This is a genomic window from Streptomyces niger (assembly GCF_000718305.1).
GTDB lineage: Bacteria > Actinomycetota > Actinomycetes > Streptomycetales > Streptomycetaceae > Streptomyces > Streptomyces niger.
This window is the reverse complement of sequence record NZ_JOFQ01000001.1, coordinates 225,563-252,087: the sequence shown is the minus strand read 5'-3', so window position 1 is coordinate 252,087 and position 26,525 is coordinate 225,563. Positions and strand designations below refer to the sequence as shown.

Below are 26,525 nucleotides of genomic sequence, written 5' to 3'. Positions count from 1 at the left end.
GCTTCTCAGTGCGGCGTGACGTCGTCGGCCGCGGCGGAGGCCGGGAGGCCGGTCACCGGGACTTGGCCGGGGACCTCGGCGGTCCCCTGAGAGGGCTCGGCGGCGTCCGACGCGGGTGCCGCCTCGGCGGCCACCGTCGTCGTGTCCGGCCGGCGCCGCAGCTGCCGAACGTCCCGAACGCACAGCACGGCCGCCGTCAGCAGTGCGATCAGCGCCGAGCACGCCCACAGGGCGGAGGTGCGGCCGATCAGGTCCTGGACGGGGCCCGCGAGGGCGGTGGCCAGCGGTACCATGGCGAGCGAGCCGAGCCAGTCGTACGAGGAGACCCGGGAGAACTTCTCCTCCGGTATCTCCTGGTGCAGCGCCATCATCCACGTCACCGCGAACACCTCGACCGCGATGCCCGCGCCGAACATCACGGCCGCCAGCGCACCGGCCGGCACCGGCACGGCCAGCGCGGCGGACGGCAGAGCGAGCGGGAAGACGCACAGCGCGCCCACGCGCAGCAGGTACCGAGGCTTGTACCGGGTCATCAGCAGCGCGCCGCCGACCGTACCGGCACCGAACGCCGCCAACGCCAGCCCCCACGGCCCCGGGCCGCCCAAGTGCTCCTGCGCGACCAGCGGCCCGTACACCGCCTCGGCAGCCGCCACGACGGCATTGACGATCGCGAACTGCAGGACGATCGACCACAGCCACGGCCGCGAGACGACCTCCCGCCAGCCGTCCCTCAGATCGGTGAGCAGGCCGTGCCCCGGTTCTCGCGGTGGCACGCCCCGTACGTCGAGGAAGGCGCGCAGCAGGCCGGCGAGGGCGAAGGCGGCGGCGTCGACCGCCAGCACCCAGCCGGGGCCGACGGCCGCGATCAGCGCGCCGCCCAGTGCGGCGCCACCGATGTTCGCGCCGTTCATGCCCATGCGGAAGACGGCGAAGGCGCGGCCCGAGTGCTCGCCGGAGACGCTGGCCAGCACCATGCCCTCGGCGGCCGGCGCGAAGAAGGCCTGCCCGGTGCCGCCGAGCGCGGACAGCAGCGCCATCTGCCACAGGCGGGGTTCCCCGGTGAGTACCAACACCGCGAAGGCGCCCTGGGACACGCAGTTCAGAGCGTTGGCGGCGACCATCACGCGGTGCCGCGGCAGCCGGTCGGCGAGCGCGCCTCCGATGAGGAGGAAGATCACCAGGGGGATGGTGCGGGCCGCGGCGACCAGGCCCACGTCGGTCGCCGATCCGCCGGCTTGGAGCACGGCGAACGCCGCCGCGATCAGGGCCCCGGAACTTCCGAGACCGGTGACCACGGCGGCGGCCGTCAGCAGCGTGTAATTGCGCCCCGCCCACACGGGACGCTTCATCGTCATCACAACAGCATCGCGTTCTTGCCCGAAGGCGTCACTGGATTATTCGTCGAGCGGCCGCAGGGAGCTCATGATCTTCTTGATCGTGGCCTCGTCGAGCTCGCCCTTGACGCCCTTGGCGGCGTACAGGACCCAGGTGGCGTACTCGCCGGTGGTGTCGGTGTACGTGATCGCGTACGCCTTGCCGTCCGAGTCGCACTTGTCGTGCTTCTTCACGCCGGTCACGGTCGAGGTGGCCAGTTTCCCCGTGATGCCGTGGTCGCTCTTGAAGGGTACGGACTTGGTGTCCTTACGGGTGCCGGTCTGCTTCTGGTCGTATCCCGCGAGGACCCAGTTCAGGGACTCGTTGTGGGCGGCGTCGCCCTGGCTCTTGGCACCCTGGGCGCCCTTGACGCCGGTGCCGGCCAGCGCGGAGGTGTGCTCGTTGCCGTCCTTGTCCTTGACCGTGCACCAGTTCTCCTTGAGGTAGGCAGGAGCGGTCATGGTGACGATCGGCTTGCCGTAGTCCTTGTCCTTCTTGTCGGCGATCAGGAAGCTGCCCCAAGTGTCCGCCGAGGTGGTCGTCCAGTCCTTGGTGGGGACGTCGAAGGCGACGTGCCGCTTGCTGTTGATCACCGTCTGCCAGCCCTTGATCACGGGCTGGTCGGGCGCGTTCGGGTCGCCGCCGGGACCGCCGCCCGCACTCCCGTCGTCCGACGACTCCGAGGGCTCGGCCGTCGCGGACTTGCTGGGCTCGGTGTTGCCATGGGCGACGGGCTTCTTCTCGCCGCCCTGGAGGACGACGACGCCGGTGACCACGGCGGCCGCCACGACCGCTACCGCCGCGACGATGGCGATCGTCACGGTGGTCTTCTTCTCGTTGCTGCCGTTGTTCTTGGGCGGCTGCGGCCCGCCCGGCCCCTGCCACTGCGGCTGCGTCGGGTGCTGCTGGTAGGGGTTGGGCTGCTGGTAACCCGGCTGCTGATAACCCTGCTGCTGGTACGGATTCGGCTGTTGGTACCCCGGCTGCTGATAAGGGTTGTGCCCCTGAGGGGTCGGTCCCTGCGGGTTCTGCCCCTGCGGGTTCTGCTCGCCCCCGGGCGGCTGCTGTCCTGGCCACATGGGCGCTAACGATAAAGGGCCGAGGTGGGAGGTGTCACAGCTGCCCCGGTGAGCGTGACAGAACTCTGACTTTCGCATGCGCTTCGTGGCGCTTCGGGTGACTTCGGCACCGCGCCGCGGTGTCGCCGGCCGACCGCGCCGCTCGCCACTTGGGGGCGCCTCGCGGGCGAGTGGTGGCCAGTTGATCTACTCAGCAGTAACATCATCCGCATGACAGTTGAGAGCGCCTCGATGGGTGAAATGCTGGCCGCCGCGGTCCCGATGGTGCGGACCCTGAATCTGGAGTTCATCGAGGTCACCTCGGAGCGTGCGGTGCTCCGTTTGCCGGACCAGTCGGACTTCCACAATCACATCGGCGGTCCCCACGCGGGCGCCATGTTCACGCTGGCCGAGTCGGCCAGCGGTGCCATCGTGCTCAAGGCCTTCGGTGATCAGCTCTCGCGTGCGGTGCCGCTCGCGGTGCGCGCCGAGATCGACTACAAGAAGGTGGCCAAGGGGCCCGTGACCGCCACGGCGACCCTCGGCCGCCCGGTGGCCGAGGTCGTCGCCGAGCTCGACGCGGGCGGGCGGCCGGAATTTCCGGTGAGCATCGCCATTCAGCGCGAGGACGAGGCCGTCACGGGTGAGATGACGGTTGTCTGGACGCTGCGGTTGAACAGCTGAAGGTGCAGGAAACGGTTGAACAGCTGAGGGTGCAGGAAACAGCGTGCGCTCCCCGGCCGGCGTCGTCGTCGCCACGGCCGGGGCCCGCTACCGGCCTCGACAGTCTGCACCGTACTGAGGTCAGTAGCCTCCGCCGCGCCGGTTCGGATCGGCCTGCCGCACCTTCGCGGCGAGGTCGTGGCCGTCCCGCGCCACCTTGTAACGGGACATGATGTAGTTGTTCGCGGCGGCTGCCGAGGACACGGGATCGTAGATCTTCCGACTGGTTCCCGTGGCGTGGAACCGCGCGAAGGTCTGCGGAACGGTCTGCAGCATGCCGCGTGAACACATGCCCTTGAAGCCGTCCGGCGCGTTCCGCCCGCCGAACAGATCGGGGACGTTCCTGGCGTTGTCGTCATGGGTGTTGATCTGGTGCTTCGAGGCGTTGTACGCGCTCTCGCGCGAGGCGATCGTCAACAGCCCCGGCAGCCAGTACCGCTCGGGCAGGCCCATGATGTCCAGCGCCTTGCGGATGTGCTTCTCGCACGCGGCGCGGCCGGCGGGCCACGCGCCGCGTCCGGAGAAATCGATCTGGCCGGTGTGGATCGGGTCGACACAGTCCTCGGCGAACCTGCCGCGAATTTCCATCCCGTGCTTCTTGGCCAGCTCGGTCAGCGAGAATTTCCCGGGTACGCCGTCGGCGTCGGCGCCGGAGAGGCCCAGCCCCCGTTGCCAGCGACCGTAGACCTTCCGCGTTCCCGGTCCCCAGAACTTGCCGTACTCGGCTCCGTAGCCGGCGTCCGGGAATTCGCTCACCAAGCATTCCTGAACGACTCTGGTTGCGACGTTCTCCGGGGCGGTCACGAGTTGCTCCCGAACTTTTTCTTGGCCAGCTCCAGCACGCGCCGGAAGTCCAGGGAGCCGGGGTCGCCGTGATCGTTCTCGGGTACGTGCTGATGGCCGCAGATGCCACGGAAACCGTTCCACTGCGAGGCCGACATGCGGGTGCTGGTGGCGCCGTAGGAAGCGGGGTAGGGCTTCCAGGAATTCGGCCCCGTCAGCGGGACGCCGTGCTCCCGGTGGGCCCACACGAGCAGTTCCACCAGGCCTTCCAGCGCCCAGCCGGGGGCTTGCGGCCAGAAGACGTGTGCTCGGTTCGCTTCGGTCCACTTGTCGTGCGTCGAGGGGTCGCAGGTGCCCACCAGTTCCACCTGTGTGACGTTGAGGGTGTTCGTCTGTACGCCACCGGGTTTGTTGGCGAGCGCCCGACTGGAGCGATCGAAATCGAAGTGCTGGTAGGCGACGATCCGCTTGCTGCGCGGATCCGGTAGGAGCGTGAAATTCGGGGCCTGCGATCCGCCGGCGTACGACGGTACCGCGGTGCCCTCTGTGGTGTGCAGCACGATCGTATTGACCTGCTGGACATTTCCGGGAAATTTGTTTTGAAACCAATGCCGGGTGGATGCGCCGGGATAACGCTGCGGGCCTTTTGGCATGACCTCTCCTCGGGTGGTTTTTTCGCCGATTTTGCAGCGCACCCGAAAAGGTGTCCAACGTCGCTTTGCGCTGCCGCGGCCCGAGCGCGCGGACCGACGCCAGCGGATCGCTGGTTCCGGACGGGCCGGTGCCGCTTATTGCCATGCGGTTCCCCTCGGGGGCCTGCCTTCGGTCACGAGCCGGGGCGGAGCCGCCCGGCGACACCGAACAGCAGTTCCGTCAGCAGTACCGAGAATCCCCTGTTCAGCGGGCGGTGCCCCTACGGCGGAGATACGGCAGCGCTCGGTACGTACGCCGCGGCCTCGTCCATACGACCGTGGTCCCGCGCGATTCGGTCGAGGTCGCGGGCAACTGATGGGCTCTGGCTCGCGTCCCACTTCCTGAAGAGGGAACGGCTGACCGGCTGTCGCGCGCCGTGTGCGACGACGGCGGCCGTGACCAGCAGATCTAGTACGCTTCCCGGACGCGCGGTACCGCGCGTCAGGGGGCGGCCCGCACGGTGGGCCCGATACGAGGTGGAGGAACGGCGCGTTGCACGTCCAGGAGTGGCTCGAGTCCGTACCCGCGGTGAGCGTCTATCTCCTGGTGGGGGTTGTCATCGGGCTGGAGAGCCTGGGCATTCCGCTGCCGGGCGAGATCGTGCTCGTCAGCGCGTCGCTGCTGGCCGCCACGCAGGACCACATCAACCCCTTCGTGCTGGGCGCGTGCGCGACGGTCGGCGCCATCGTCGGTGACTCCATCGGCTACCTCATCGGCCGCAAGGGCGGCCAGCCGCTGCTGGACTGGGCCGGGCGGAAGTTCCCGCGCCACTTCGGGCCCGAGCACGTCGCGATGGCCGAGGAGAAGTTCGCCAAGTGGGGCATGTGGGCGGTGTTCTTCGGCCGCTTCATCGCGCTGCTGCGGATCTTCGCCGGCCCGCTGTCGGGCGTGCTGCGGATGCCGTACTGGAAGTTCCTGATCGCCAACGTGCTGGGCGGCGTCGTCTGGGCCGGCGGCACCACCGCCCTGATCTACAGCGTCGGCATCGTCGCCGAGCCCTGGTTGAAGCGCTTCTCGTGGCTGGGCCTGGTCGCCGCGGTCCTCTTCGGCCTCGGCTCCCTGGTCGTCATGAAGCGCCGGGCGGCCAAGGCCGCCGCGGCCCATGAGGAGCAGCAGGGGAAGCAGGAGCAGCCGGCGGCCTCCGCGGCCGCCGAGTAGCCCCGCCCCGCTTCTTCTTGGTGCTTCTTCTCCTTGTGATCTTCACCCCAGCGGGGGCGGATCGCGCCCGTACGTCGCCTACGGTGCTCTCGGCGCGATGACCGGACATGGCGGCAGGCCATGGCGACGAGACGTGATCACGGCGTGCTCACGAGACGTGAGAAGGAGACAGCGATGGCGGGACAGGCATTGATTTCCGGGGTCGGCGGGCCGGAGCCGAAGATCGCTCCCGAGGCGTTCACCGCGCCCACCTCCGTCGTACTGGGCGAGGTCACCATGGCTGCAGGGTCGAGCGTCTGGTACCAGAGCGTCCTGCGGGCCGACGGCGGTCCCATCGACATCGGCGCGGAGAGCAACATCCAGGACAACTGCACCGTCCACGTCGACCCGGGCTTCCCGGTCACCGTCGGCGAGCGGGTGTCGGTCGGGCACAACGCCGTGCTGCACGGTTGCACCATCGAGGACGACGTGCTGGTCGGCATGGGCGCCACGGTCCTGAACGGGGCCCGGATCGGTGCCGGCTCGCTGGTCGCCGCGCAGGCGCTGGTCCCGCAGGGCATGGAGGTGCCGCCCGGTTCGCTGGTGGCCGGCGTACCGGCGAAGGTCAAGCGCGAGCTCACGGACGAGGAGCGCGAGTCCATCAAGCTGAACGCCGCGGTCTACGTGGACCTGGCCGCCCGCCACCGGGAGACCGTGCGGAGCGGCGACTGAGACGGGCGTGGCCGCCTCCGTGCGGAGGCGGCCACGTCGTGCGAACGGCGGTGCTCAGCCGGGCTGGTCGTTGTCCTTCAGGGTGCCCCAGCCGTGCCAGCGGTCGATCTCGATCCAGGCGCTGACCCGCGCGCGGTCGCGCTGCGGGTACTCCTTGCCCATGTAGTGCTGGGCGAGCCGGTCGATGTCGGCCAGGCCCTCGTCGTCACGGAACTCGACGACCCGGCCGATGATGCTGATGTGCGTGTACCAGCTCTCCTCGTCGAGGACGGTGAGCGTGACACGGGGGTCCCGGCGCAGATGGTTCAGCCGCTTGCGGCCCTCGTCCATGTTGACCAGCACCCGGCCGTCGTCCCAGAGGTACCAGGTGGCCGTGGACACCGGCTGGCCGTCGGACCGGAGGGTGGTGATGACGGCCGGGTTCGCCTTGCTCAGCATGGCGACGGCGGCCTCGGGAAGCGGCGGGTTCGACATGGACTCTTCTCCTCCTCGTTCGCGTGCGTGCGCGTCGTACGGCCCGGCCACCGGCGGTGGACCGTACGGCGGGCCGTACGGGCGGGATCCGGAGCGGACCACGAGACGCACCTGAACCGTGCCACATCCCGGCCGCCGCTTCCCGCACCGACCCCCGCGAAATCCGTCGCACGGCCGGTCCGGGACTCCGGGACTCCGGGGCGGGCGGCGGGTAACCGTGGGGTGAAGATCACAGGACGCGGTGGGGTGCGTTCGGTCTACCGGTGAGTACGGTAAGCGGGTGCGTGCGAAGAAGAACGTGTTCTCATCCCTCGGTGCCGCGCGGCGCCGGGTCGCCTCGTGGGTCGTGCACCGAGGCGTGCGCTGGGTACAAGAGGCCGGCGCGGTGACCGCCGAGTGCCCCGGACCGTACCGCTTCCGCCGCATCGGGGGCGGCACGCGGCTCGCCTTCCCGCAGGGCACGGTCTTCGGCGAGCAGTGGATCGAGCTCGGCGAGCACTGCATCATCGGCGAACAGGTCACGCTGACCGCCGGCATGATGCCGGGTCTCGACCTCGGCCCGCAGTCGGTGCTGCGGCTGGGCAACGGTGTCGTGCTCGGCCGCGGCAGCCATGTGGTGGCCTCGCAGACCGTCGTCATCGGCGACGAGGTCTACTGCGGCCCGTACGTCTACATCACCAGCGACAACCATTCGTACGACGACCCCGCGCAGCCCGTGGGCAAGCAGTGGCCGCGGACCGCGCCCGTCGAGATCGGCACCGGCTCCTGGCTGGGTGCCGGCGCGGTGATCCTGCCGGGCGCGCGGCTGGGGCGGAACGTCGTGGTCGCGGCGGGCGCGGTGGTGCGCGGCGAGGTGCCCGACCATGCCGTGGTCGCCGGGGCGCCCGCCAAGGTCGTCCGCACCTGGGACCCGGCGGCGGGCTGGCAGCCCCCGCTGCGTACGCCGCCGCCGAAGCCGATCCCGGAGGGCGTCACCCCGGAGCAGTTGCTCGCCCTCGCGGAGTGGGAAGCGGGGGCCCAGGTCCCGGCGTCAGCCGCCGGCGGCGAGCAGCGCCGAACCGGCGAGGGCCGGTGACGCGCCCGCCGTCCGGGAGGCGCGCAGCCGCTCCTTGAGGACGGTCAGTGCCTGGACGGGGAGCCTCGCAAGTACAGTGTGCTGAACGCTGGAGTGCGAGGGACTGCATGGGAGCGCAGTGCAGGGAACTGTACTGCGAATCGGGTATTTTGAACCGGGCGAGGTCGCCACCCGACCTCCACCCGGCTCTCGCTCGGCCTTCGGGAAACGGGCCCGACCGGACTGAACTGGATGGAACGTGACGGATCTCGATCAGCTCACGCAGTCGCTGGCGCGCAACCTCAAGCACTGGCGCGGCCAACGGGGCTACACGCTCGACGCCCTCGCCGCCCGCGCGGGCGTGAGCCGCGGCATGATCATTCAGATCGAGCAGGCCCGGACGAACCCGAGCGTGGGGACGACCGTGAAGATCGCTGACGCCCTCGGCATCAGCATCACCAGGCTGCTGGAGTACGACCAGGGTCCGCAGCTGCGTCTCGTCGGGCCCGGCGAGGCCGTCCGGCTGTGGTCGACCGAGGCCGGCAGCCACACCTCGTTGCTCGTCGGCACGGAGGCGCCCGGCCCGTTCGAGCTGTGGGACTGGCGGCTGATGCCGGGGGACCGCAGCGAGTCGGACCCGCATCCGCAAGGGACGAAGGAGCTGATCCACGTACGCGCGGGGGAGCTGACGCTCGTCCTCGGCGGCACCGCCCATGCGGTTCCGGCGGGCGCCTCGGCCGCCTTCGAGGCCGCCGTCCCGCACGAGTACCGCAACGACGGCGAGGAGACCGTGGAGATGGTCATGTCGGTGAGCGTCCCGGCGGGGCGCTGAGTCCGAGAGCCGAGACAGGAGTCAACTGGGCTCGTGTTGCTGTTAGCTTGACGGACATGTCGACACCCACTCCCTCGCGCACGCCCATGGACGCCTTCGAAGACCACCGGCCCGCCATCGACTGCGTGGAACTGCTGCCCGAGCCCGTCGCCGCCGCGCTCCGTGACTGGCAGGGACCGATGGACGTCCAGCAGCTCCGGTACGTCGACACCGCCCCGGCCATCGCCGACACCGCCCTCCTCGTCGAGCACTACGGCTCCTGGCTGCTCGACCTGTCCGCGAACTGCGTCGTGGCGGCGGGCAAGCGCGGCGACAACATCACCCTCGCCGGCTGCGTCGTCCTCTCCACCACCCGCGTGGACGTCAACGGCGTCGTACGGCGCGAACTCGGTGCCCGCAAGGCGTCCTTCGCGCCCATGGACGCCGCGATCGGCGGCAGCGGCATGGAGTACGGCGGCATCACCCCCATCGGGCTGCCCGCCGACTGGCCGCTGCTGGTGGACGCGGCCGTCGCGGACACGCCGTACGTGCTGATCGGCAGCGGCGCCCGGCGCGGCAAGCTCATCGTCCCGGGCAAGGCCCTCGCTGCCCTGCCGGGCGCCCGCGTACTGGAGGGGCTGGGCCGCGCCGCGGGCTGAGCACGCGCGGAGGCCGGACGCCAGGTGCCGACCGCCGAACGCCCGGCTGCCGGTCAGAGCGTTTCGATGTCCGTCGCCGTGCCGAGGTACGTCTCGCCGAAGGCGGCGGCCGCCGCGTCCGAGGCGAACAACTGGCGCAGCCGGGCCTCCGCCGTGCCCGCGCGGAACCGGTCGCCGGACGACGCGCCGTGCATCACGTCGGACAGCCACTGGGAGAACTCCTGGTACTGCCAGACCTTCCGCAGGCAGGCGTCCGAGTAGCGGGCGAGCCCGTCCTCGTCCCCGGTCGTGCAGGCGGTGCCGAGCGCCCGGCCGAGCAGCAGCGCGTCGTGGATCGCCAGGTTCATGCCCTTGGCCGCGATCGGTGCGACCAGGTGGGCGGACTCGCCGGCCAGGTACAGGCGGCCGTACCCCATCGGCTCGACGACGTAGTTGTGCATGTCGAGAACCGTCTTCTCGATGATCCGGCCCTCGGCGAGCGGCTGCGCGCCGGTCGCGGCCAGACGCGCACGCAGCTCGCGCCAGATCCGGTCGTGCGACCAGTTCGCCGGGTCGTCGCCCGGCGGGCACTCCAGGTAGTAGCGGGTGACCTCGGGTGTGCGTGCCATGTGGGCGCTGAACCCGCGCTCGTGCAGGCCGAAGACGACGCCCTCGGCGGACGGCGGGGCCTCCGCGAGCAGCGCCAGCCAGCCGATGCCGTAGTCCAAGCGGGAGATGCGGAGTTCGTCGGCGGGTATCGCCGCGCGCGCCACGCTGCGGGCACCGTCGCACCCGGCTATGTACGCGCAGTCGATGCGGTGCCGCACGCCCGTCTCCGGATCGGTGTACGACACGGAGGGCCGGTCGGTGTCGATGCCCTCGGGGCGTACGTCCCGCACGCGGAAGCGGATGTCGCCGCCCGCCGCGTCCACGTAGGCGGCCGCCAGATCGGTCACCAACAGCGGCTGCGGATAGACGAAATGGCTCTGCCCGGAGAACCGGCCGGGTTCCACCACATGCCGCTCCCCGCCCCAGCGGAACTCGAACGCCCGCTGGCGCTCGGCCCGTTCCAGCAGCCGGTCGGCCAGCCCGTGCCGCTCCAGGGCGCGGACCACCCACTCCTCGATGAAGCCGGCCCGCGGCCGCTGCTCGATGAACTCCCGGCTCTCCGCCTCCAGTACGACGCAGCCGACGCCGGCGGCATGCAGGACGTTCGCGAGCGTGAGCCCGGCGGGGCCGGCGCCGATGATGACGACGGAGGTGCGGTGTGCCTCCTCGGCGGAGGTGCCGGAAAAGCCGGAGGGGGCGGGGACGGCGGCGTCGGCCACGGTGGCGGTTCCCTTCGTGCGGGGTCAGAACCGGCTGGCAGTGTATGGCCGAATTCCCTGGTCAGGCGCGTCGGGTGGAACCGGCCGCCCCGGTCACTCCGGCCGCCCCGGTCACTCCGGCCGCCCGGTCGGCCCGGTCGCCGTGGTCACTCCGGTCGCCCCGGTCGCCCCGGTGGGGCAGGTGGGTCAGATGGGGTCCGGTGCCGGACGTCGGCGGAAGCTGCGGGCGTCCAAGGACAGCGGCGTCGAGTGCTCGGTGAAGCCGAGGCTGCGGTACAGCCCCTCCGCCTCGTCCGTCGCGTGCAGGTCGATCCGGGACACGCCCTGCCCGGCCAGCCACTCCAGCAGCGCTTCGGTGGTCGCACGGGCGTAGCCGCGCCCGCGGTACTCCGGATCCGTGCACACGTTGAAGATGAAGGCGAACCGGCCCGTGGGGTGCTGCGGCGCGGGAAGCCGCTGCTCGACCGTCCCCACGGCACACGCGGCCAGCCGACGACCGCTACCGGCGTCCGCGTCGACCACGAAGGCGCCGAGGACCGGATCGGGGCCCGACAGTTGTCGCCGCGCGATGTCCACGGCCTCCGCTTCCCAGTCTCCCGGCTGGTCGGCACCGTCCATCGCGGCGAACATCAGCCGGCGCAGACGTACCAGTTCTTCGGCGTCCTCGGGGTCCGCCTGGCGTATCTCGATCACGTCGGGACGCTATCGCAGGACAGTTTCCGCGGGCCGAGAATTTCCATGGCATGGCCATGTATTCGGGGTGGGCGTGGCGCGTTAGCGGCTTATCGGGTGATTTGCGACCCTGGGAGTGGGCAACCGGTTCAGTGGAGGTGTGGAAGGTATGCCCGAACCAGGAAGCAAGAAGTTCGACAGGCGGCGGGCGCAGCTCCGCCGGGAGGCCGAGGACCACGGGGTCCCGGACAAGCACGCGAACGAGGAGGCCAAGGAGAGGCTGGAGGGCGACCCGCACTGGCAGACCCACGGCCCCCGCACCGAGCGTGGGCTGGGCCCGAAGGGACAGCGCAACGAGCGCGACGACCAGCACGGTTCGTGAGAACAGTGACCCGTGCCGGTCGTGGGACCGGCCCGTGTCGGCCATCAGGAGAGGAGTGCGCTGTGAGCAGCAGCAAGAACCCGCAGTCGAACGAACTCCGCCGCAGCGGCAAGAGCGCGGCCGTCCAGGACGCGGCCGATGCCAAGGCGGGCTCCGACCGGAAGGTCGGCCCCGGCGGTGCCGAGCACGCGCACGGCACGGACAAGGGGAACAAGGGCGGCGGCCCCGGCGGCGGTGTACCCGCCGAGGAGCGCCCCGACCACCCGTGACACCCCTCAGGGCGGCGGCCCCGGTCGGCCCGGCCGGGGCCTGTAAAGCCGTCCGTATCCCGGGGCTGGAGCCGGTCGGGTCCGTTCGGCGTGCGCGGGCGGTCGTTGCCGGGCGACGGTGTGCAGATCCGGCCACCGGTGGTGTCGTGGCCCATGGTTGGTGTCTGTGATGCGTTCGTGGCGCCAGGTGCTTGAGCGTCAGTTGTATGCCCTGGTGGTCGATGTGATCCCGCCGGGCGGATGACAGGGCGGGCCGTGGAGGGGCGTCGAGGGGGCCGCTCGGGCTCGTGAAGGGCTTGGCCAGACCTTGGACAAGTGCGGCGCAACTCCTGGTCAGCGATTATGCGTTCGGCACATCCGGTCGGCGCCGGACGGACGGTGGAGACGTCGACCGGCAGCGGCGCGAGGGGGAAATCGGTCGTGTTGCGAAACGCCCGGCGGCCTTATCGGCGGCGCGGCGGCAATGGTTCGCCCTAATCGCCGCCCGAGGGCCGGTCGTGTGACGGTTCGTTCCTGGTCATCGGGGCGTGGCCGAATAATTCTTGTCGTGAATGATATGCATGAAGAAACCATGGCAATGACCGGGGAAAAACTGTTCCAGGTATTTCCAAGTGGCCAGAAATCTGTGCGTGTGGCCTGGTGGGCGACGGGATGCTGGCGGCGCAAACGGAACACTCCTGCGCCGCCGGGCCGTGCCGTCCGGAGGTGCTCGTGAAAGGTTGACGGCTGGTGCGACGTAGGGCGCGGGCGGAAGCGGAACGGGCGGCGGCGAGGGCGGCCGAACAATTGCTCCGGGCCGGTCAGCTACTGCGGAAAGCTCCCGGCACCGCCGATCTGCGGGCCGTCTACCGCACCGATCAGCCCGTCAATGACACGCCGTACCGGAATCGCTGGGCGCATGACAAAGTCGTGCGCTCCACCCACGGCGTGAACTGCACCGGCTCGTGTTCGTGGAAGGTCTACGTCAAGGACGGGCTGATCACCTGGGAGACCCAGCAGACCGACTACCCGTCCGTCGGCCCCGACCGCCCCGAGTACGAACCGCGCGGCTGCCCCCGGGGCGCCTCCTTCTCCTGGTACACGTACTCGCCGACCCGGGTGCGGTACCCCATGGTGCGCGGCGTCCTGTTGGACATGTACCGCCGGGCCAAGGCGCGGCTCGGTGGCGACCCGGTCGCGGCCTGGGCGGACGTCACCTCCGACCCCGAACGCCGGCGCGCCTACCAGGAGGCACGCGGCCGCGGCGGACTGGTCCGCGCCGGCTGGGACGAGGCGCTGGAGATCGCCGCCGCCGCGCACGTGCACACCATCGGCGCCTACGGCCCCGACCGGGTGGCCGGCTTCTCGCCGATCCCCGCGATGTCGATGGCCTCGCACGCCGTCGGCGCGCGCTTCATGTCGCTGATCGGCGCGCCCATGATCTCGTTCTACGACTGGTACGCGGACCTGCCGGTCGCCTCCCCGCAGGTCTTCGGCGACCAGACCGACGTACCCGAGTCCGGCGACTGGTGGGACGCGGCCTACCTGATGCTGTGGGGCTCGAACGTGCCGGTGACGCGGACGCCGGACGCGCACTGGATGGCCGAGGCGCGCTACCGCGGCCAGAAGGTCGTGGTGATCTCCCCGGACTATTCGGACGCCACCAAGTTCGCCGACGAGTGGATGCATCCGCACCCCGGCACCGACGGCGCGCTGGCCATGGCGATGGGCCACGTCGTGCTCACCGAGTTCTTCGTCCGCCGGCAGGTGCCCTACTTCACCGAGTACGTCAAGCAGTTCACCGACCTGCCCTTCCTGGTCGCGCTGGAGGAGCACGAGGACGGCCGGTACGTCCCGGGCAAGTTCGTCACCGCGGCCGACCTGGGCATCGCCACCGACGCCGTGCCGGAGGTACGGGCCTGGATGCCGGTACTGGTCGATGCCGACACCGACGACGTCGTCGCACCGAAGGGCACCCTCGGCGACCGCTGGGCCAAGGGCGGCGAGGGCCGCTGGAACCTGGACCTGGACGGCGTCGACCCGCTGCTCTCCTTCCACCGGCACGGCGGCCCGGACGCGGAAGTCGTCCTGCCCCGCTTCGACACACCGAACGGCACGGTGGTGCGCGGCGTGCCGACCCGGGAGATCGGCGGTCGCCCGGTCACCACCGTCTTCGACCTGCTGCTGGCCCGCTACGGCGTCGGCCGCGAGGGCCTGCCGGGGCAGTGGCCCACCGGCTACGACGACGCCTCGCAGCCCTGCACCCCGGCCTGGCAGGAGGAGATCACCTCGGTGCCGGCCGCGGCGGCGGAGCGCGTGGCGCGGGAGTTCGCGCGCACCGCCGAGCAGACCCGCGGCCGCTCGATGATCGTGATGGGCGCCGGCACCAACCACTGGTTCCACTCCGACACCATCTACCGTGCCTTCCTCTCCCTGCTCATCCTGACCGGCTGCCAGGGCGTCAACGGCGGCGGCTGGGCCCACTACGTCGGCCAGGAGAAGGTCCGCCCGTACACCGGCTGGCAGCAGCTCGCGACGGCCGCCGACTGGGTGCGCCCGTCCCGGCAGATGGCCGGCACGCCGTACTGGTACCTGCACGCCGACCAGTGGCGCTACGAGTCCTACCCGGCCGACGCACTGGCCTCGCCCACCGGTCGCGGCACCTTTGCCGGACGGCACACCGCCGACCTGGTCGCCCGGTCGGCGCGGCAGGGCTGGCTGCCGTCAGCGCCCACCTTCGGCGCCAACCCGCTCGACCTGGGCCGCGCGGTGCGCGAGAGCGGACAGGAACCCGACCGCTGGGTGGCCGGCCGGCTCGCCTCCGGAGAGCTGCAATTCGCCTGCGAGGACCCCGACGACCCCGCAAACTGGCCACGCGTCCTCACCGTCTGGCGGGCCAACCTCATCGGCTCCTCGGCCAAGGGCAACGAATACTTCCTGCGCCATCTGCTGGGAGCCCGCGACAACGCCGGCGCCGAAGAGGCGGCGGCCGAGGACCGCCCCCGCGAGCTGACCTGGCGCGAGGAGGCGCCGCGCGGCAAGCTCGACCTGCTGCTCGCCCTCGACTTCCGGATGACCTCCACCACGCTCTTCGCCGACCTCGTCCTGCCGGCCGCCACCTGGTACGAGAAGCACGACCTCTCCAGCACCGACATGCACCCCTACGTGCACGCCTTCACACCCGCGATCAGCCCGCCCTGGCAGGCCCGCACCGACTTCGAGATCTTCCACGGCCTGGCCCGCAAGGTCGCCGAGCTCGCGAAGGGCCGGCTGGACACCGCGTACGACCTGGTCGCCACCGCGCTGGCGCACGACACTCCGGACGAAGCCGCCCAGCCCGGCGGGCGCGCCGCCGACTGGCGGGCCGGCGGACCACCACCGCAACCGGGCGTCAACGCACCGAAGGTGACCCTCGTCGAACGCGACTACACCGCCCTCGGCGAGCGCATCGCCACCCTCGGACCGCTCGCCGAGGAACACGGCATGAGCGTCAAGGGCGTCACCGTGCACCCGGGGCCGGAGGCCGACTGGCTGGCCACGCGGTGCGGAACCGCCGACGGGGGAGTGGCGGACGGCCGGCCGCTGCTCGACACCGACGTCAAGTTCTGCGAGGCGATCCTCGCCCTGTCCGGCACCACCAACGGCCGGCTCGCCGCCGAGGGATTCGACCGGCTCGCCGACCGTTGCGGCCCGGGCTCCGGCCTCGCGGAGCTGGGCCTGACGGCCTCCGAACGCCGGGTGGTCTTCTCCGACACCCAGGACCGGCCCGTCCAGGTCGGCACCAGCTTCGAATGGTCCGGCAAGGAGGCGCCCGACCGCCGCTACTCGCCGTTCACCGTCAACACCGAGCACAAGAAGCCCTGGCACACCCTCACCGGTCGCCAGCACTTCTACCTCGACCACGACTGGATGGCCGAGTTCGGCGAGCAACTCCCCGTCTACCGACCACCGTTGAACCTGGCGGCCCTGGGAGAGCCCACCGCCGCCGACACCGAGGGAGACGGACGCGCCGTCACCGTCCGCTACCTCACCCCGCACTCGAAGTGGTCCATCCACTCCGAGTACCAGGAGAACCTGCTGATGCAGACCCTCGCCCGCGGCGGCCCGGTCATCTGGCTCGGCGTGGAGGACGCCGCCGCCATCGGCGTCGCGGACAACGACTGGATCGAGGCCGTCAACGCCAACGGCGTGGTCGTCGCCCGCGCCGTCGTCTCGCACCGGATGCCGGCCGGCACGGTCTTCATGTACCACGTGCAGGAGCGTCTGGTGAACGTGCCCAAGTCCGAGGCGACCGGCCGGCGCGGCGGCGTGCACAACGCCCTGACCAAGCTGCTCATCAAGCCGACCCACCTCATCGGCGGCTACGCCCAGCAGTCCTTCGCCCCCAACTACCACGGCCCGACCGGGAACCAGCGCGACGCGGTGACCACGATCCGCCGCCGCTCCCAGCACGTGACCTACTGACGACCCGCCCCACCGACGACGTCCCCTCGACGTGGAGTCCTGACATGCCCCGCGGCAACGCCACCCCCCAGCGCGTCATGGCCCAGGTGGCCATGGTGATGAACCTCGACAAGTGCATCGGCTGCCACACCTGCTCGGTCACCTGCAAACAGACCTGGACCAACCGCACCGGTACCGAATACGTCTGGTTCAACAACGTCGAGACCCGGCCCGGCCAGGGATACCCCCGCGGTTACGAGGACCAGGAGAAATGGCAGGGCGGCTGGAAGCTCAAACACGGGCGCCTGGTCCCGCGCACCGGCGGCCGCGCCCGCCGGCTGGCCCGCCTCTTCGCCAACCCTGAACTGCCGACCCTCGACGACTACTACCAACCCTGGACCTACGACTACGAGAACCTCACCACCGCCCCGCTCGGCGACGACCTGCCGACCGCGCCGCCCCGCTCCCTCGTCGACGGCGCGCCCACCGACATCACCTGGGGGCCCAACTGGGACGACGACCTCGGCGGCGGCCCCGAGCACCTCGCCGACGACCCGGTCCTGCGCAAGATGAACGACACCGTGCGGCTGGAGTACGAGCAGGCGTTCATGTTTTACCTGCCCCGGATCTGCGAGCACTGCCTCAACCCGTCGTGTGTCGCCGTCTGCCCGTCCGGGGCGCTCTACAAGCGCATCGAGGACGGCATCGTCCTCGTCGACCAGGACCGTTGCCGCGGCTGGCGGATGTGCGTGTCCGGCTGCCCGTACAAGAAGGTCTACTTCAACCACCGCACCGGCAAGGCCGAGAAGTGCACCTTCTGCTACCCCCGCATCGAGGCGGGCGAGCCGACCGTCTGCTCGGAGACCTGCGTGGGCCGGCTGCGCTACCTCGGCGTCATGCTCTACGACCCCGAGAAGGCGGGCGCCGCCGCGGCCGTCGCCGATGAACGGGACCTCTACGAGGCGCAGTTGGGCTGCTTCCTCGATCCCGAGGACCCCGAGGTGGTGCGCGCGGCGGAGGAGTCCGGCATCCCGCACGACTGGATCGAGGCCGCCCGGCGCTCCCCGGTACGCGACCTGATCAGCCGGTACAAGGTGGCCCTGCCGCTGCACCCGGAGTACCGCACCCTCCCGATGGTCTGGTACATCCCGCCCCTCTCACCGATCGTCGACGCCCTCACCACCACCGGCCACGACGGCGAGGACCCGGCGGCCCTGTTCGGCGCCATCGACTCGCTGCGCATCCCGCTCGGCTACCTCGCCGAACTCTTCACCGCCGGCGATCACGCGCCCGTCGAGGCCGCGCTGTGCCGGCTGGCGGCCATGCGCGCCCACATGCGGCGCAGCAACCTCGGCGAGGAACCGGACCCCGGCATCGCCCGCGCCGTCGGCATGGACGAACGCTCCCTGACCGCGATGTACCGGCTGCTGGCGCTGGCCAAGTACGACGAGCGCTACGTCATCCCCACCAGCTACCAGGCTCCGGCGCCCGGAGACGTGGACCTCGGCGGCTGCAGCCTGGAAGCCGAGGGCGGGCCCGGCATGATGCCCGGCGGCTACGACCCCGACTCCTTCCACGCCCCGCCGGACACCGGACCCACCCCCGCCGGCAGCGCCACGGCCGGCCGGGTCAACCTGCTCAACTGGAACGGCAAGGGCCGCCCCGCAGGCCTCTTCCCGAAGCGGGCCGGAGGGCAGGAACAGTGACCGCACCCGTCGTCCACCAGGCCGCCTCCCTGCTGCTGTGCTACCCCGGCGACGACTGGCCGCACCGCCTGGCAACCGTCCACGACGCCGTACGCCACGTCCGGGGCGCCGAGAGCGCACTGCTCGCGCGCTGCTGCGGCACGCTGCGGTCCGCCGAACCGCTCGCACTGGCCACGCAATACGTCGCCACCTTCGACCGCAGCCGCCGCCGCTCCCTCCACCTGACCTACTACACCGACGGCGACACCCGCCGCCGCGGCGCCTCCCTGGCCCGCCTCAAGGACCACTACCGCGCCCACGGCTGGCTGCCACCGGAGGACGAGCTGCCGGACTTCCTGCCGCTGATGCTGGAATTCGCCGCGCGCAGCCCCGAGCCCGGCCTGCGTCTGCTCGCCGCCCACCGGCCCGCCATCGAGGTGCTCCGCTACGCGCTCATCGCCCACCGCAGCCCGTACGCCGACGTCCTGGAGGCCGTCTGCGGCACCCTGCCCGGGCCGTCTCCCGCCAGCCGCGAAGAAGCGCTCAGGATCGCCCGCAACGGGCCGCCGGCCGAGACCGTCGGCCTGGAACCCTTCCCCGCCCAGCACGGCCACGTCACCCAAGGAACCCGCCGGTGACCCACCTGAACATCGCCCTGTGGGGCGTCTGCCCCTACCTCGTCCTCGTCGTCCTGATCGCCGGCACCGCATGGCGCTACCACTACGACCGCTTCGGCTTCACCACCCGCTCCAGCCAGCTCCACGAGAGCCGCCTGCTGGGCATCGGCGGGCCGCTCTTCCACTACGGCCTGTTCTTCGTCGCCGCCGGACACGTCGCCGGCCTGCTCGTTCCCGAGAGCCTCACCGACCGGCTGCACGTCAGCCACGAGCTCTACCACGCCAACGCCCTGCTGGTCGGCGGCGCGGCCGGCATCGCCACCACGGCCGGACTGGCCGTCCTCCTCTTCCGCAGGCTGCGGGTCCGCGCGGTGCGCCAGGCCACCAGCCGCAGCGACCGCATCGTCCACCCCCTGCTCACCCTCGTCCTGCTGGCCGGCCTGGCCGCCACCGTCAGCGGGGCCGCGGCGGACTCCTACGACTACCGACGCGGGGTGTCGGTGTGGTTCCGCAGCCTGTTCTTCCTCGAACCGGACGTGCCCGCGATGGCGCACGCCCCGGTCATCTACCAACTGCACGCCGTACTCGCGATGGCGCTGTTCGCACTGTGGCCGTTCAGCCGCCTCGTCCACGCCTTCAGCGCGCCCCTGGGCTACCTCGTCCGCCCGTACGTCGTCTACCGCTCCCGGAGCGTGGTCCGCGCCGACGGGAGGGCCGGGCGCCGCGCTGGCGCAGGGCGGGAATCTCGATGACCGGGGCATCCGGCATCCCCTGCGGGCCCGAGGGAGTTTCCCTCTTTGCGGTGTTCCATGTCCCGGCGGAGCGGCCGGCGAGCATGACCCGTCTTCGACGGAGCTGCGGCCACCCGCCCGTCGGAGAGTCACGGAACATCGAAACCGACAACCGGGACGCCTGAGGCGGGGCTTCTGCGTCAGGCGCTGCGGGTGACGGTCAGGACTGCCGAGCGCGATGCGTTCGTGGCCGCGGTTGCCGGGGGCTCCCGCACGTGTTCAGCATCGTTGGCGACGTAGCCGACGAGGCACATCCACGGGAGATCCACCTCACGCGGCGCGCCCGGTGCGGTGGCCTCCTGCTGGCGGGTCACGCTGCGGTAGCCCCTGACGCCCTGGCCGCCTCATCGATCACCCATTGCAGGGCGCCGTCGCGACGTACAGATGAGTTCGCGCGCGGCGACATGGGCGGAGCCTCCCGCCCGGCCGGCGGCGTACGCGGTATGCCGTGCTGTGCCACGAATAACTGGTAATTCACGTCACTTCCCTCACAGGCGGCAGGCAGAAGATTTAATTCCGTATTCGGCGGGGTCGCTCATACCTCACTCGATGCCGTTGACTTTTCGGAGAGGGAGGAGCAGCCTTCCAGCACGGTGATTTTCGGCTTGCCGGGAACGCGTGTGCCGTCGATTCCGCAGCGCCGATAGCCGTCGCATGGCCCGGGGAGGGTGTTCGTATGTACGTTCGCCGAACCGTGCCCAACCCATGACGACACGGAATCCATCAGCTTCGGGCCCTTCTGGCCCTACAGCTCAGGGGAGGCAAGAATGGCGGCCGCGACCAGGCAACTGTTCGTGAACTCACCAGCCAGCAGGTCCGTCACCATCGACCTGGGGGCAGCCACCACATTCGTGGCATGGGGTTCGATCACGATGCTCGACCCGCGAATTCAATTCGACCGGGACAACGCCGTCGTGATCGACATACCTTTTATCGACGGAAATCGAACGAACACTCAGGTTTTCGGAGGTGACCACTGGGGGGCATCCGGTGCCTTCAGCAACGTCCACGATTCAGCAATCGTTCGCTTCGGCCGGACTGTCACCTTCAGGATGCGCACATTCGGACCTGACATTGACGCCATGGGTTGCGGCATTGTCATCACCAATCCATGACGCTTGAAAAGGAAACCAATGCCGAGGTACTTCGTCTACGACAAGGAAAACGGTCGCGTTGTGCATGTGCACGAGACGTATGACGCGACGAGTGGTGCCACCCGGCCGTGTACACGGGAAGAAGTGTTCGCGGTGGTGGATGAAGGGCTGGACAAAGGAAAGCTGGACATACTGCAGTCCGAGTTCGAGCCGGAGGCCGGCTCCGGGGAGCTGCGTGTCGATCTCACCACTCAGAACGTGGTGGCGGCCGGGGCGCCGAACGAGTAGCCGGTTCAGCAGACCGGCGGCGTCCGGATACGGAACGGGACGGTCAACGTCGTCCCTCCGCCTGCCCGTCGGACAGGCGGAGGGACGACGCACCACCCTGGACCACGCGTTGTCCCGTCACTCCACAGCGAACGCCCGAGGTCTCCGGTGAGTCAGTCGCAGCGGTCGGTGTAGCGGCAGGCGACGAGGGGCGGCTGCTCGGTGAGGTGGCCGTCGGCGAGGTTGACGGCGAGCCGGAGGTACTGGGCGTGCGTCCAGGCCAGGGGCGTCGCGGAGGTGGTGCCGGTCCCGGGGGTGAAGCCGGCGGGGGCCTTGTCGTCCCAGACCTGTTCGGCCATCAGATAGCCGGAGTTCGTGGTACGTGCCATCGCGGCGAGCTGTTCGCGCGCCCCGGCCGGGTCGTCGGCGACCAGGTCGTACTCGCCGCGTTCACCGTTGAGGAGTGGCCAGCCGCGGCCGTGGGTGCGGCCGTCGCCCGGCTGGGAGATGAACCACGGGCTGCCGTCGGCGGTCTCGCCGTAGCCGTCGAAGGAACCGCGGTACCAGAAGCGGCCGTTCGGGGTGTCGAAGCCGAGCTGCTCGTCGACGACCTTCAGGCTGTGGACGATGTCCGGGTCGTCGGCCGGCAGCACGCCCAGCCGTACGAGTTCCAGGAAGCTGGGGTCGACGATGGTGCGCTGATCGGCGTCGGCGGGGCCGCCGTTGCTCACGTCGTACGTGGTGCCGGCGTCGGGATTGCCGTCCTTGGTCAGCTGCAGGAAGTACGGCTTGGTGGAGTACGGGCCGTTGTGCGTCACCGTCCAGTCCTTGACCTTGCGCTGCCAGGCGTCGGCGGTGTCCAGATACCGCTGCGCGGAGTCGGTGTCGCCGTTGGCTTCGGCGATTTTCGCGGCGGTGACCAGGCCGGCGATCTCACTGGCGATGGTGGCCGGCGAGTAGCCGCTCTGGTTCTCCCACCGCTCCTGCTCCGACCAGGGAGCGGTGTGTCCGTCCTTGGAATAGCCCACGATGAAGTCCGCGGCCCGCTTCACATGCGACCAGGTCTTCGCGTCGGTACGGCCGAGCTGGTCGGCGAGGAGGACCGGGAAGGCGACCTGGTCGAGCTGGATGCCCGTCCAGATGGGCGTGCCGTCGGTCGCGGACTTCTGCGGGAAGGAGCCGTCCTGCCTCTGCTGCTTCTCGAAGAGGAAGTCCAGCGCCCGCTCGGCCCCCGCCCGGTCCCCGACGGCGATCAGGGCGGTGCCCACCTGGTACAGGTCGCGCGCCCAGACCGCGTTGTAGCCGCTGGTGTCCGGTTCCTCCTTGCCCGACCACGGCATGGAGGGCGAGGCGACGAACGCGCCGCGGTGGGTCTTGTCCTCGGTCGCCGCCAGCACCATCGCCGACACCCGGTACGCCTGCCGTTCCCGCTCGGTACGCAGGGCCTCCGGCGGGCGGCGCAACCCGGACAAGTAGCGGTGCCAGCCGGCCGCATAGGCTGCCGAAACGCGCTCGAACCCGGTGCCGGCCGAGGTGTTCGCCGTCCTCAACGCCCGGGTGGCGTCCGGGCCGAAGCCGAGGGCGAGGGTGGTGCGGCGGCGGTCGCCGAGTCCGGTGAGCGTGGTCCGGCCGGTCTGGACGACATTGCCCTTCGACGCGGAGCCGTACGTCCAGTCCATCCGCCGGTCCCGCAGCAGGTCCGTCCAGCCGTCGCTGGCCCCCAGGTAGCCGCTGGAGGTGGCGGTGAAGCCCGTGGAGGCCACCAGTGCGCTGGCGGTCCGGTCGTCGGAGGCGACCAGAGCGCCGCCCTCCGTACGGCCGGAGTCGTCGGCACCGTAGTTGCTCAGGGCCGGATCGTAGAGCGCGTACACCTGGTACGGACGGCCGGTCAGCGACTCGAACTCGACATCGGCCTGGACGGCGGAACGGTCGGGGTCGGTGACGTAGGTGGTCGTCAGCCGCCAGCGGCCGTCCTTGTCCGTGGCCACGGTCCGGTAGGTCGGGCTCTGCGGATCGGAGAGCCGGGTGACCTTGCGGGATGCCTCGTCGGCACGGACGGCGAAGCCCTTCCCGTCCGTGATCACGAAGCCGAGCTCGCGCACGTTGGGCATGTCCAGGGTCGGGTAGTACACCTCTCCCAGGCGTCCGCCCTGAAGGGTGAACCACGTCTTGCCGGACGTTCCGTAACTCGTACCGAAACCGGTCTTGTCCGCGGGCGGACGGGCCGTCGACGGGGCGGCCCCGGGCGCGCCGGGGGCCTCATCGGATTCGGCCGCCGTCGCCGGTGTCCACTGCGGCGTCAGCGACGATCCCACCGTCAGGGCGAGGGCGGCCCCGATGGCTGCTGTCAGCTTCCGTGTGCGGGTCACTCGTTCTCCTTCGAGGAGCGGGATGAAGGCTCGTGGAGGGCCGGTGCGGGCTCGCTCACCGCTTCGAGCCCGCTGTGGTCGCGCGCTTCAGCAGTGCCTTGATGGCGTACACGTCGCTGTAGTTGGAGGGGCCCTCGCGGGTGTCCTTGTAGAGCGCGTTGTGCTGGAAGTAGCTCATGTTGACCGCGAGCGGGTCCTGGACGAGTTCGATGCGGTAGGTCTTGCCTTTGGTGAGCTCGGCCTTGGCGAAGGTCGAGCCCCGCACCGTCGTCCAACTGCCCGTGTTGGGCATGGCGATGACGCGTTCGGTGACGAGTTCGCCGGTGGCGTCGTCGTGGACACGCAGCATCTTCATGCCGCTGGAGACCCCGGTGTTGATCGGCCCGCCGACCGCGGCATCGGCCTGCAGCAGGTACTCGCCGGTGGCCTTCGGAGTGATGCGGGCGGCGAGCTTGTCGCCCGGATCGGTGCCCCAGTCGGCGTAGTACACGCCGTTGTCGCCGGTGGTCTTCTTGCCGCCGGTCGCTTCGAAGTCCTCGCCGGTGACCTTGAGCACGCGGTCATCGTCCGGTCCCCAGTAGCACTCGGGCTCGGCGTGCTGGGAGGTGTTCCCGCTGGAGGTGTAGGTCAGGCGGACGCTGTAGCAGTGCGAGACTTCGTCCGGCCGCGCGGTCCTGTCGGTCCACGTCTGCTCACCGGCACCGACCGCCACGTTCTCGGCGATCACCTTGCCGTCGCGGAGGACGTCCATGGTGACCTTGGCGGGGTCCTCGTCGCCGATGTCGAGGGACAGTTGCGTCCGGCCGTCCTTGACGGTGACGTTCCTGATGTCCGGAGTGGTGGGCCCGTAGAGGGCTTCCTTGGAGGAGAGGTCCACCGGCTTCGGCGCCTTCTGCCCCGAGCCGGCCGCGGGCTCGGCGAGCTTGACGACCACGGTGGACTCGCCCGACTCGCCGTCGCCGAGCATCTTCTCGGTGATCGGCGTACCGGCCGGCATCTTCTTGCCGTCGAGGGTCAGCGACTCCACCTGGTATGCGCCCTCACCGGCCTTGCCCGCCGGGATGTCGAGCGCGACGTTCAGCTTGTGGCCCCGGTAGTCGAGGTCGTTCAGCACCGCCCGCTCGCCGCCGGGGAAGTAGGTTTCGCGCAGTTGGGCGGGCAGGAACGGATCGATGTGCAGGCCGTCCTCACGGGCATCGATACCGAAGATGCTCTGCTGGACCATCGACATCATGCCGGCGACGCTCCACAGCTGACGGTCGGAGTTGAGGGCCGTCTTGGTGCTGCCGTCCAGGATGTTGATGTTCTCCTTGTTGGTGGCGAACAGCGCTCCGCCGCGGATCAGGGAGCGGGCCTGCTGCGTGGCCACGGCATCGTTGCCGGTCTTGGCGGCGGCCCGCATCATGTAGGCGGTCACGAACGGCCACACCGCGTTGTTGTGGTACGAGGGCACGTCCTGCTGTTGCGGCCAGAGCACCGACGGGCCGTAGGGAGTCTGCGGGTAGTTCGCAACGGCCTGCTTGGCCTGCTCCGGTGTGGCGACGCCGGTGAGCACGGCCAGCGAGGTGCCCAGGGCGTCGTAACGGTTGACCGGAGAGGTGTCCTTCTCGGTGCTGAGCATTTGGGAGAACTGGCCCTTCTCGGGCAGCCAGAACTTCTCCCGGACAGCCTGCATCAAGTCGTCGGCCCAGCCCCGGTACTTGGCAGCTGCGCTCTTGTCACCCGCGTCGGCAGCGAGACGGGCGGCCGCGTCGATGGCTGCCCAATGGGTGACGTTCGTGGACAGCGAGCGCGAGGTGGCGATGGTGGCCACATCGTCCTTGGTCCAGTCCGCGTAACTCTGCTCGCGCCAGTCCAGGAAGGAGTGCTCGCCGAGGTAGAGGCCGTCGCCGCGGTCGAAGACGACCTTGCGGTCGTGCTCGATGGTGTTGCGTATCGCCTCGTACGCCTTGTCCGCGAACGCCTGCCGCCTGCCGTCGGGGAGCCAGTTGATGATCTCGCTCGCGCCGAGCGCCCACACGACCCGGTCGGTGGAGCTGGGGTAGCTGCCGCCGGTGCCGGTGTCCTGGATGATCTGGGTGTCCCCGGACCCGTCGCGCCGCTCGCTCAGCTTGAACGCGAGCGTGTTGCGCATCCGTTCGGGGTCTGCCGTGGTCAGGCCGAGGTCGGCGGAGTACGCCACGTCCCGCGTCCAGACGTACGTCCAGAGCTTGCCGGTCTGGTAGCAGCCGCCCGGACAGTCGATCGGCTTGCCGTCGTTGTACGAGCCGTCGGTCAGCCGGTCGGTCCTGTTCAGCTCCGCGTCGTCATGAGCCATCGCGTACAGGCCGTCCAGCAGCACGGACCCGGATCGCAGCGTCGGCTTGCCCGGTGCCTCCTTGATGACCCGCTCGCCGGCGACGGAGCTGACCAGCTTGTACGTGCGCAGGCAGTCCGCGTCGACGTCGGTGACCGACACGGTGGCCGAACCGGTGCCGTCCTTGAAGCGTCCCGGCTTCTCGGGGACGGCGCACCGTGCGTCGCCGGCAACCGCGGTGCCGGTGGCTGCCTGGGCCGGCACGGCCGGCGCGGACGGCATGGTGGCCGCCAGGGCTGTGGCGATGGACGCCGTCAGAACGGCCTTGACCACTGGTCTCGTCAACGTTTCTCCTCGGCAAGAGCCGCCAAGAGACACCACTTGAAAGCAAGCGGCGTCCCACAGAGTTCATGAGTTCAAGATCAAAATTCTCTGCGCAGCGCATGGCGTCCCGTACCTGGCCACGCGCGTGCCCCGGAAGGGCGAGGTCACGCTGTGTTCAGCTAACCCGTACGTGGGCTCTGAACAGCGAATACAAGGCGATGGTTGGATCTCAACATCGCAGCCCCAGGTCGCTGTTGCCGCTTTTTGCAGCGCTTGCAAACTAGGTGTTGCCCGTGACCGCGTCAACGGAAAGTGAACTCATAATTCCGAGAGAATCTCGCGAACAATGAGGGCATATCGGTACCAAGTGGTGCTCCGCCCCCGCGGAGACTGCGCTTGCAGCGCTCTCATTTCGGGACAGTTCATCGGCCGCGCGCTCCACGTGAAGCCGCGGTCCTGCCCCGGATGCCGGGCGCAGGACCGCGCTTTCGGGTGGCCTGCCCCCGTGCGCCCTGCCTGCCTACGGCCGGCT

General features: G+C 70.1%; 24 protein-coding genes. 14 read left to right on the top strand and 10 right to left on the bottom strand.

Annotated elements, in window-relative coordinates; genetic code table 11:
• Positions 1 to 5 precede the first annotated feature (5 nt).
• Together IF20_RS01120 and IF20_RS01115 are read right to left on the bottom strand one after the other, a co-directional pair.
• On the bottom strand, positions 6 to 1,355 hold the full coding sequence (locus IF20_RS01120) for an MFS transporter (RefSeq protein ID WP_052862987.1): 1,350 nt from the start codon (positions 1,353 to 1,355) through the stop codon (positions 6 to 8).
• Between the two features lie 39 nt (positions 1,356 to 1,394).
• Positions 1,395 to 2,453 (bottom strand): hypothetical protein, encoded by a 1,059-nt coding sequence (locus IF20_RS01115; protein WP_052862986.1) that lies wholly within the window; start codon positions 2,451 to 2,453, stop codon positions 1,395 to 1,397.
• A 210-nt stretch (positions 2,454 to 2,663) separates the two neighbouring features.
• Here IF20_RS01115 and IF20_RS01110 point away from each other — a divergent pair, with 210 nt between their 5' ends.
• Entirely contained in the window at positions 2,664 to 3,116 is a 453-nt protein-coding gene (locus IF20_RS01110; protein ID WP_052862985.1) for a DUF4442 domain-containing protein, read from the top strand.
• A gap of 120 nt (positions 3,117 to 3,236) precedes the next feature.
• On the opposite strand, the gene IF20_RS01105 is transcribed toward IF20_RS01110, so the two are convergent.
• Positions 3,237 to 3,959, bottom strand: coding sequence for a transglycosylase SLT domain-containing protein (locus IF20_RS01105; protein WP_199896433.1), 723 nt, complete (start codon positions 3,957 to 3,959; stop codon positions 3,237 to 3,239).
• On the bottom strand, positions 3,956 to 4,591 hold the full coding sequence (locus IF20_RS01100; RefSeq protein WP_052862983.1) for a hypothetical protein: 636 nt from the start codon (positions 4,589 to 4,591) through the stop codon (positions 3,956 to 3,958). The genes IF20_RS01105 and IF20_RS01100 overlap by 4 nt, the downstream gene beginning before the upstream one ends.
• Before the next feature lie 532 nt (positions 4,592 to 5,123).
• Between IF20_RS01100 and IF20_RS01095 the strand changes: the two genes are divergently transcribed.
• Both IF20_RS01095 and IF20_RS01090 read left to right on the top strand, forming a co-directional pair.
• A complete protein-coding gene (locus IF20_RS01095) occupies positions 5,124 to 5,789 on the top strand; it encodes a DedA family protein (protein WP_052862982.1) in 666 nt (221 codons plus the stop codon).
• A 174-nt stretch (positions 5,790 to 5,963) separates the two neighbouring features.
• Positions 5,964 to 6,500: a gamma carbonic anhydrase family protein gene (locus IF20_RS01090; protein ID WP_052862981.1), complete on the top strand. Its 537-nt coding sequence runs from the start codon at positions 5,964 to 5,966 to the stop codon at positions 6,498 to 6,500.
• Between the two features lie 54 nt (positions 6,501 to 6,554).
• On the opposite strand, the gene IF20_RS01085 is transcribed toward IF20_RS01090, so the two are convergent.
• Positions 6,555 to 6,974: a PPOX class F420-dependent oxidoreductase gene (locus tag IF20_RS01085; RefSeq protein WP_052862980.1), complete on the bottom strand. Its 420-nt coding sequence runs from the start codon at positions 6,972 to 6,974 to the stop codon at positions 6,555 to 6,557.
• A gap of 280 nt (positions 6,975 to 7,254) precedes the next feature.
• On the opposite strand from IF20_RS01085, the gene IF20_RS01080 reads away from it, so the two are divergent.
• The 3 genes from IF20_RS01080 to IF20_RS01070 all read left to right on the top strand — a co-directional run bounded on the left by IF20_RS01080 (position 7,255) and on the right by IF20_RS01070 (position 9,498).
• Complete coding sequence (locus tag IF20_RS01080; RefSeq protein WP_052862979.1) at positions 7,255 to 8,049, top strand: acyltransferase; 795 nt, start codon at positions 7,255 to 7,257, stop codon at positions 8,047 to 8,049.
• Positions 8,050 to 8,287: 238 nt separating this feature from the next.
• Positions 8,288 to 8,860 (top strand): helix-turn-helix domain-containing protein, encoded by a 573-nt coding sequence (locus tag IF20_RS01075; protein ID WP_052862978.1) that lies wholly within the window; start codon positions 8,288 to 8,290, stop codon positions 8,858 to 8,860.
• A gap of 86 nt (positions 8,861 to 8,946) precedes the next feature.
• The gene (locus tag IF20_RS01070) at positions 8,947 to 9,498 is read left to right on the top strand and encodes a YbaK/EbsC family protein (protein ID WP_052862977.1); all 552 of its coding nucleotides are present in this window, start codon (positions 8,947 to 8,949) and stop codon (positions 9,496 to 9,498) included.
• Positions 9,499 to 9,551: 53 nt separating this feature from the next.
• Here IF20_RS01070 and IF20_RS01065 read toward each other — a convergent pair whose 3' ends face one another.
• A complete protein-coding gene (locus IF20_RS01065) occupies positions 9,552 to 10,805 on the bottom strand; it encodes a 4-hydroxybenzoate 3-monooxygenase (protein WP_052862976.1) in 1,254 nt (417 codons plus the stop codon).
• A 186-nt stretch (positions 10,806 to 10,991) separates the two neighbouring features.
• Entirely contained in the window at positions 10,992 to 11,498 is a 507-nt protein-coding gene (locus IF20_RS01060) for a GNAT family N-acetyltransferase (RefSeq protein WP_052862975.1), read from the bottom strand.
• Positions 11,499 to 11,646: 148 nt separating this feature from the next.
• Here IF20_RS01060 and IF20_RS01055 point away from each other — a divergent pair, with 148 nt between their 5' ends.
• The 6 genes from IF20_RS01055 to narI all read left to right on the top strand — a co-directional run bounded on the left by IF20_RS01055 (position 11,647) and on the right by narI (position 19,604).
• Positions 11,647 to 11,859, top strand: a complete 213-nt coding sequence (locus tag IF20_RS01055; protein ID WP_052862974.1) for a hypothetical protein — start codon at positions 11,647 to 11,649, stop codon at positions 11,857 to 11,859.
• A 62-nt stretch (positions 11,860 to 11,921) separates the two neighbouring features.
• On the top strand, positions 11,922 to 12,128 hold the full coding sequence (locus IF20_RS01050) for a hypothetical protein (RefSeq protein WP_052862973.1): 207 nt from the start codon (positions 11,922 to 11,924) through the stop codon (positions 12,126 to 12,128).
• A gap of 729 nt (positions 12,129 to 12,857) precedes the next feature.
• Positions 12,858 to 16,571: a nitrate reductase subunit alpha gene (locus IF20_RS01045; RefSeq protein ID WP_110943675.1), complete on the top strand. Its 3,714-nt coding sequence runs from the start codon at positions 12,858 to 12,860 to the stop codon at positions 16,569 to 16,571.
• A 44-nt stretch (positions 16,572 to 16,615) separates the two neighbouring features.
• Positions 16,616 to 18,256, top strand: coding sequence for a nitrate reductase subunit beta (gene narH / locus IF20_RS01040; protein ID WP_052862971.1), 1,641 nt, complete (start codon positions 16,616 to 16,618; stop codon positions 18,254 to 18,256).
• A complete protein-coding gene (gene narJ, locus IF20_RS01035; protein ID WP_052862970.1) occupies positions 18,253 to 18,873 on the top strand; it encodes a nitrate reductase molybdenum cofactor assembly chaperone in 621 nt (206 codons plus the stop codon). Before narH ends, narJ begins: the two co-directional genes overlap by 4 nt.
• Positions 18,870 to 19,604, top strand: a complete 735-nt coding sequence (gene narI, locus IF20_RS01030; protein WP_052862969.1) for a respiratory nitrate reductase subunit gamma — start codon at positions 18,870 to 18,872, stop codon at positions 19,602 to 19,604. The genes narJ and narI overlap by 4 nt, the downstream gene beginning before the upstream one ends.
• A gap of 179 nt (positions 19,605 to 19,783) precedes the next feature.
• On the opposite strand, the gene IF20_RS38885 is transcribed toward narI, so the two are convergent.
• Complete coding sequence (locus tag IF20_RS38885; RefSeq protein WP_199896432.1) at positions 19,784 to 19,957, bottom strand: hypothetical protein; 174 nt, start codon at positions 19,955 to 19,957, stop codon at positions 19,784 to 19,786.
• A 453-nt stretch (positions 19,958 to 20,410) separates the two neighbouring features.
• Between IF20_RS38885 and IF20_RS38880 the strand changes: the two genes are divergently transcribed.
• Positions 20,411 to 20,758, top strand: coding sequence for a hypothetical protein (locus tag IF20_RS38880; RefSeq protein ID WP_199896431.1), 348 nt, complete (start codon positions 20,411 to 20,413; stop codon positions 20,756 to 20,758).
• Between the two features lie 18 nt (positions 20,759 to 20,776).
• Positions 20,777 to 21,025 carry a hypothetical protein gene (locus IF20_RS38875; protein ID WP_199896430.1) on the top strand — a complete coding sequence of 83 codons (249 nt, stop codon included), beginning with the start codon at positions 20,777 to 20,779 and terminating at the stop codon, positions 21,023 to 21,025.
• 152 nt (positions 21,026 to 21,177) lie between these two features.
• Here the strand turns inward: IF20_RS38875 and IF20_RS01025 are convergent, their stop codons facing one another.
• Entirely contained in the window at positions 21,178 to 23,373 is a 2,196-nt protein-coding gene (locus IF20_RS01025) for a glycoside hydrolase family 15 protein (RefSeq protein ID WP_110943674.1), read from the bottom strand.
• A gap of 55 nt (positions 23,374 to 23,428) precedes the next feature.
• A complete protein-coding gene (locus IF20_RS01020) occupies positions 23,429 to 26,014 on the bottom strand; it encodes an MGH1-like glycoside hydrolase domain-containing protein (protein WP_199896429.1) in 2,586 nt (861 codons plus the stop codon).
• Positions 26,015 to 26,525: the final 511 nt, after the last annotated feature.

Coding starts and splice junctions, on each gene's coding strand:
- IF20_RS01115 (WP_052862986.1), bottom strand. CDS start 2,453: ATGTGGCCAGGACAGCAGCCGCCCGGGGGCGAGCAGAACCCGCAGGGG.
- IF20_RS01100 (WP_052862983.1), bottom strand. CDS start 4,591: ATGCCAAAAGGCCCGCAGCGTTATCCCGGCGCATCCACCCGGCATTGG.
- IF20_RS38880 (WP_199896431.1), top strand. CDS start 20,411: ATGGCGGCCGCGACCAGGCAACTGTTCGTGAACTCACCAGCCAGCAGG.
- IF20_RS01110 (WP_052862985.1), top strand. CDS start 2,664: ATGACAGTTGAGAGCGCCTCGATGGGTGAAATGCTGGCCGCCGCGGTC.
- IF20_RS38875 (WP_199896430.1), top strand. CDS start 20,777: ATGCCGAGGTACTTCGTCTACGACAAGGAAAACGGTCGCGTTGTGCAT.
- IF20_RS01055 (WP_052862974.1), top strand. CDS start 11,647: ATGCCCGAACCAGGAAGCAAGAAGTTCGACAGGCGGCGGGCGCAGCTC.
- narH (WP_052862971.1), top strand. CDS start 16,616: ATGCCCCGCGGCAACGCCACCCCCCAGCGCGTCATGGCCCAGGTGGCC.
- IF20_RS01070 (WP_052862977.1), top strand. CDS start 8,947: ATGGACGCCTTCGAAGACCACCGGCCCGCCATCGACTGCGTGGAACTG.
- IF20_RS01090 (WP_052862981.1), top strand. CDS start 5,964: ATGGCGGGACAGGCATTGATTTCCGGGGTCGGCGGGCCGGAGCCGAAG.
- IF20_RS01085 (WP_052862980.1), bottom strand. CDS start 6,974: ATGTCGAACCCGCCGCTTCCCGAGGCCGCCGTCGCCATGCTGAGCAAG.
- IF20_RS01120 (WP_052862987.1), bottom strand. CDS start 1,355: ATGACGATGAAGCGTCCCGTGTGGGCGGGGCGCAATTACACGCTGCTG.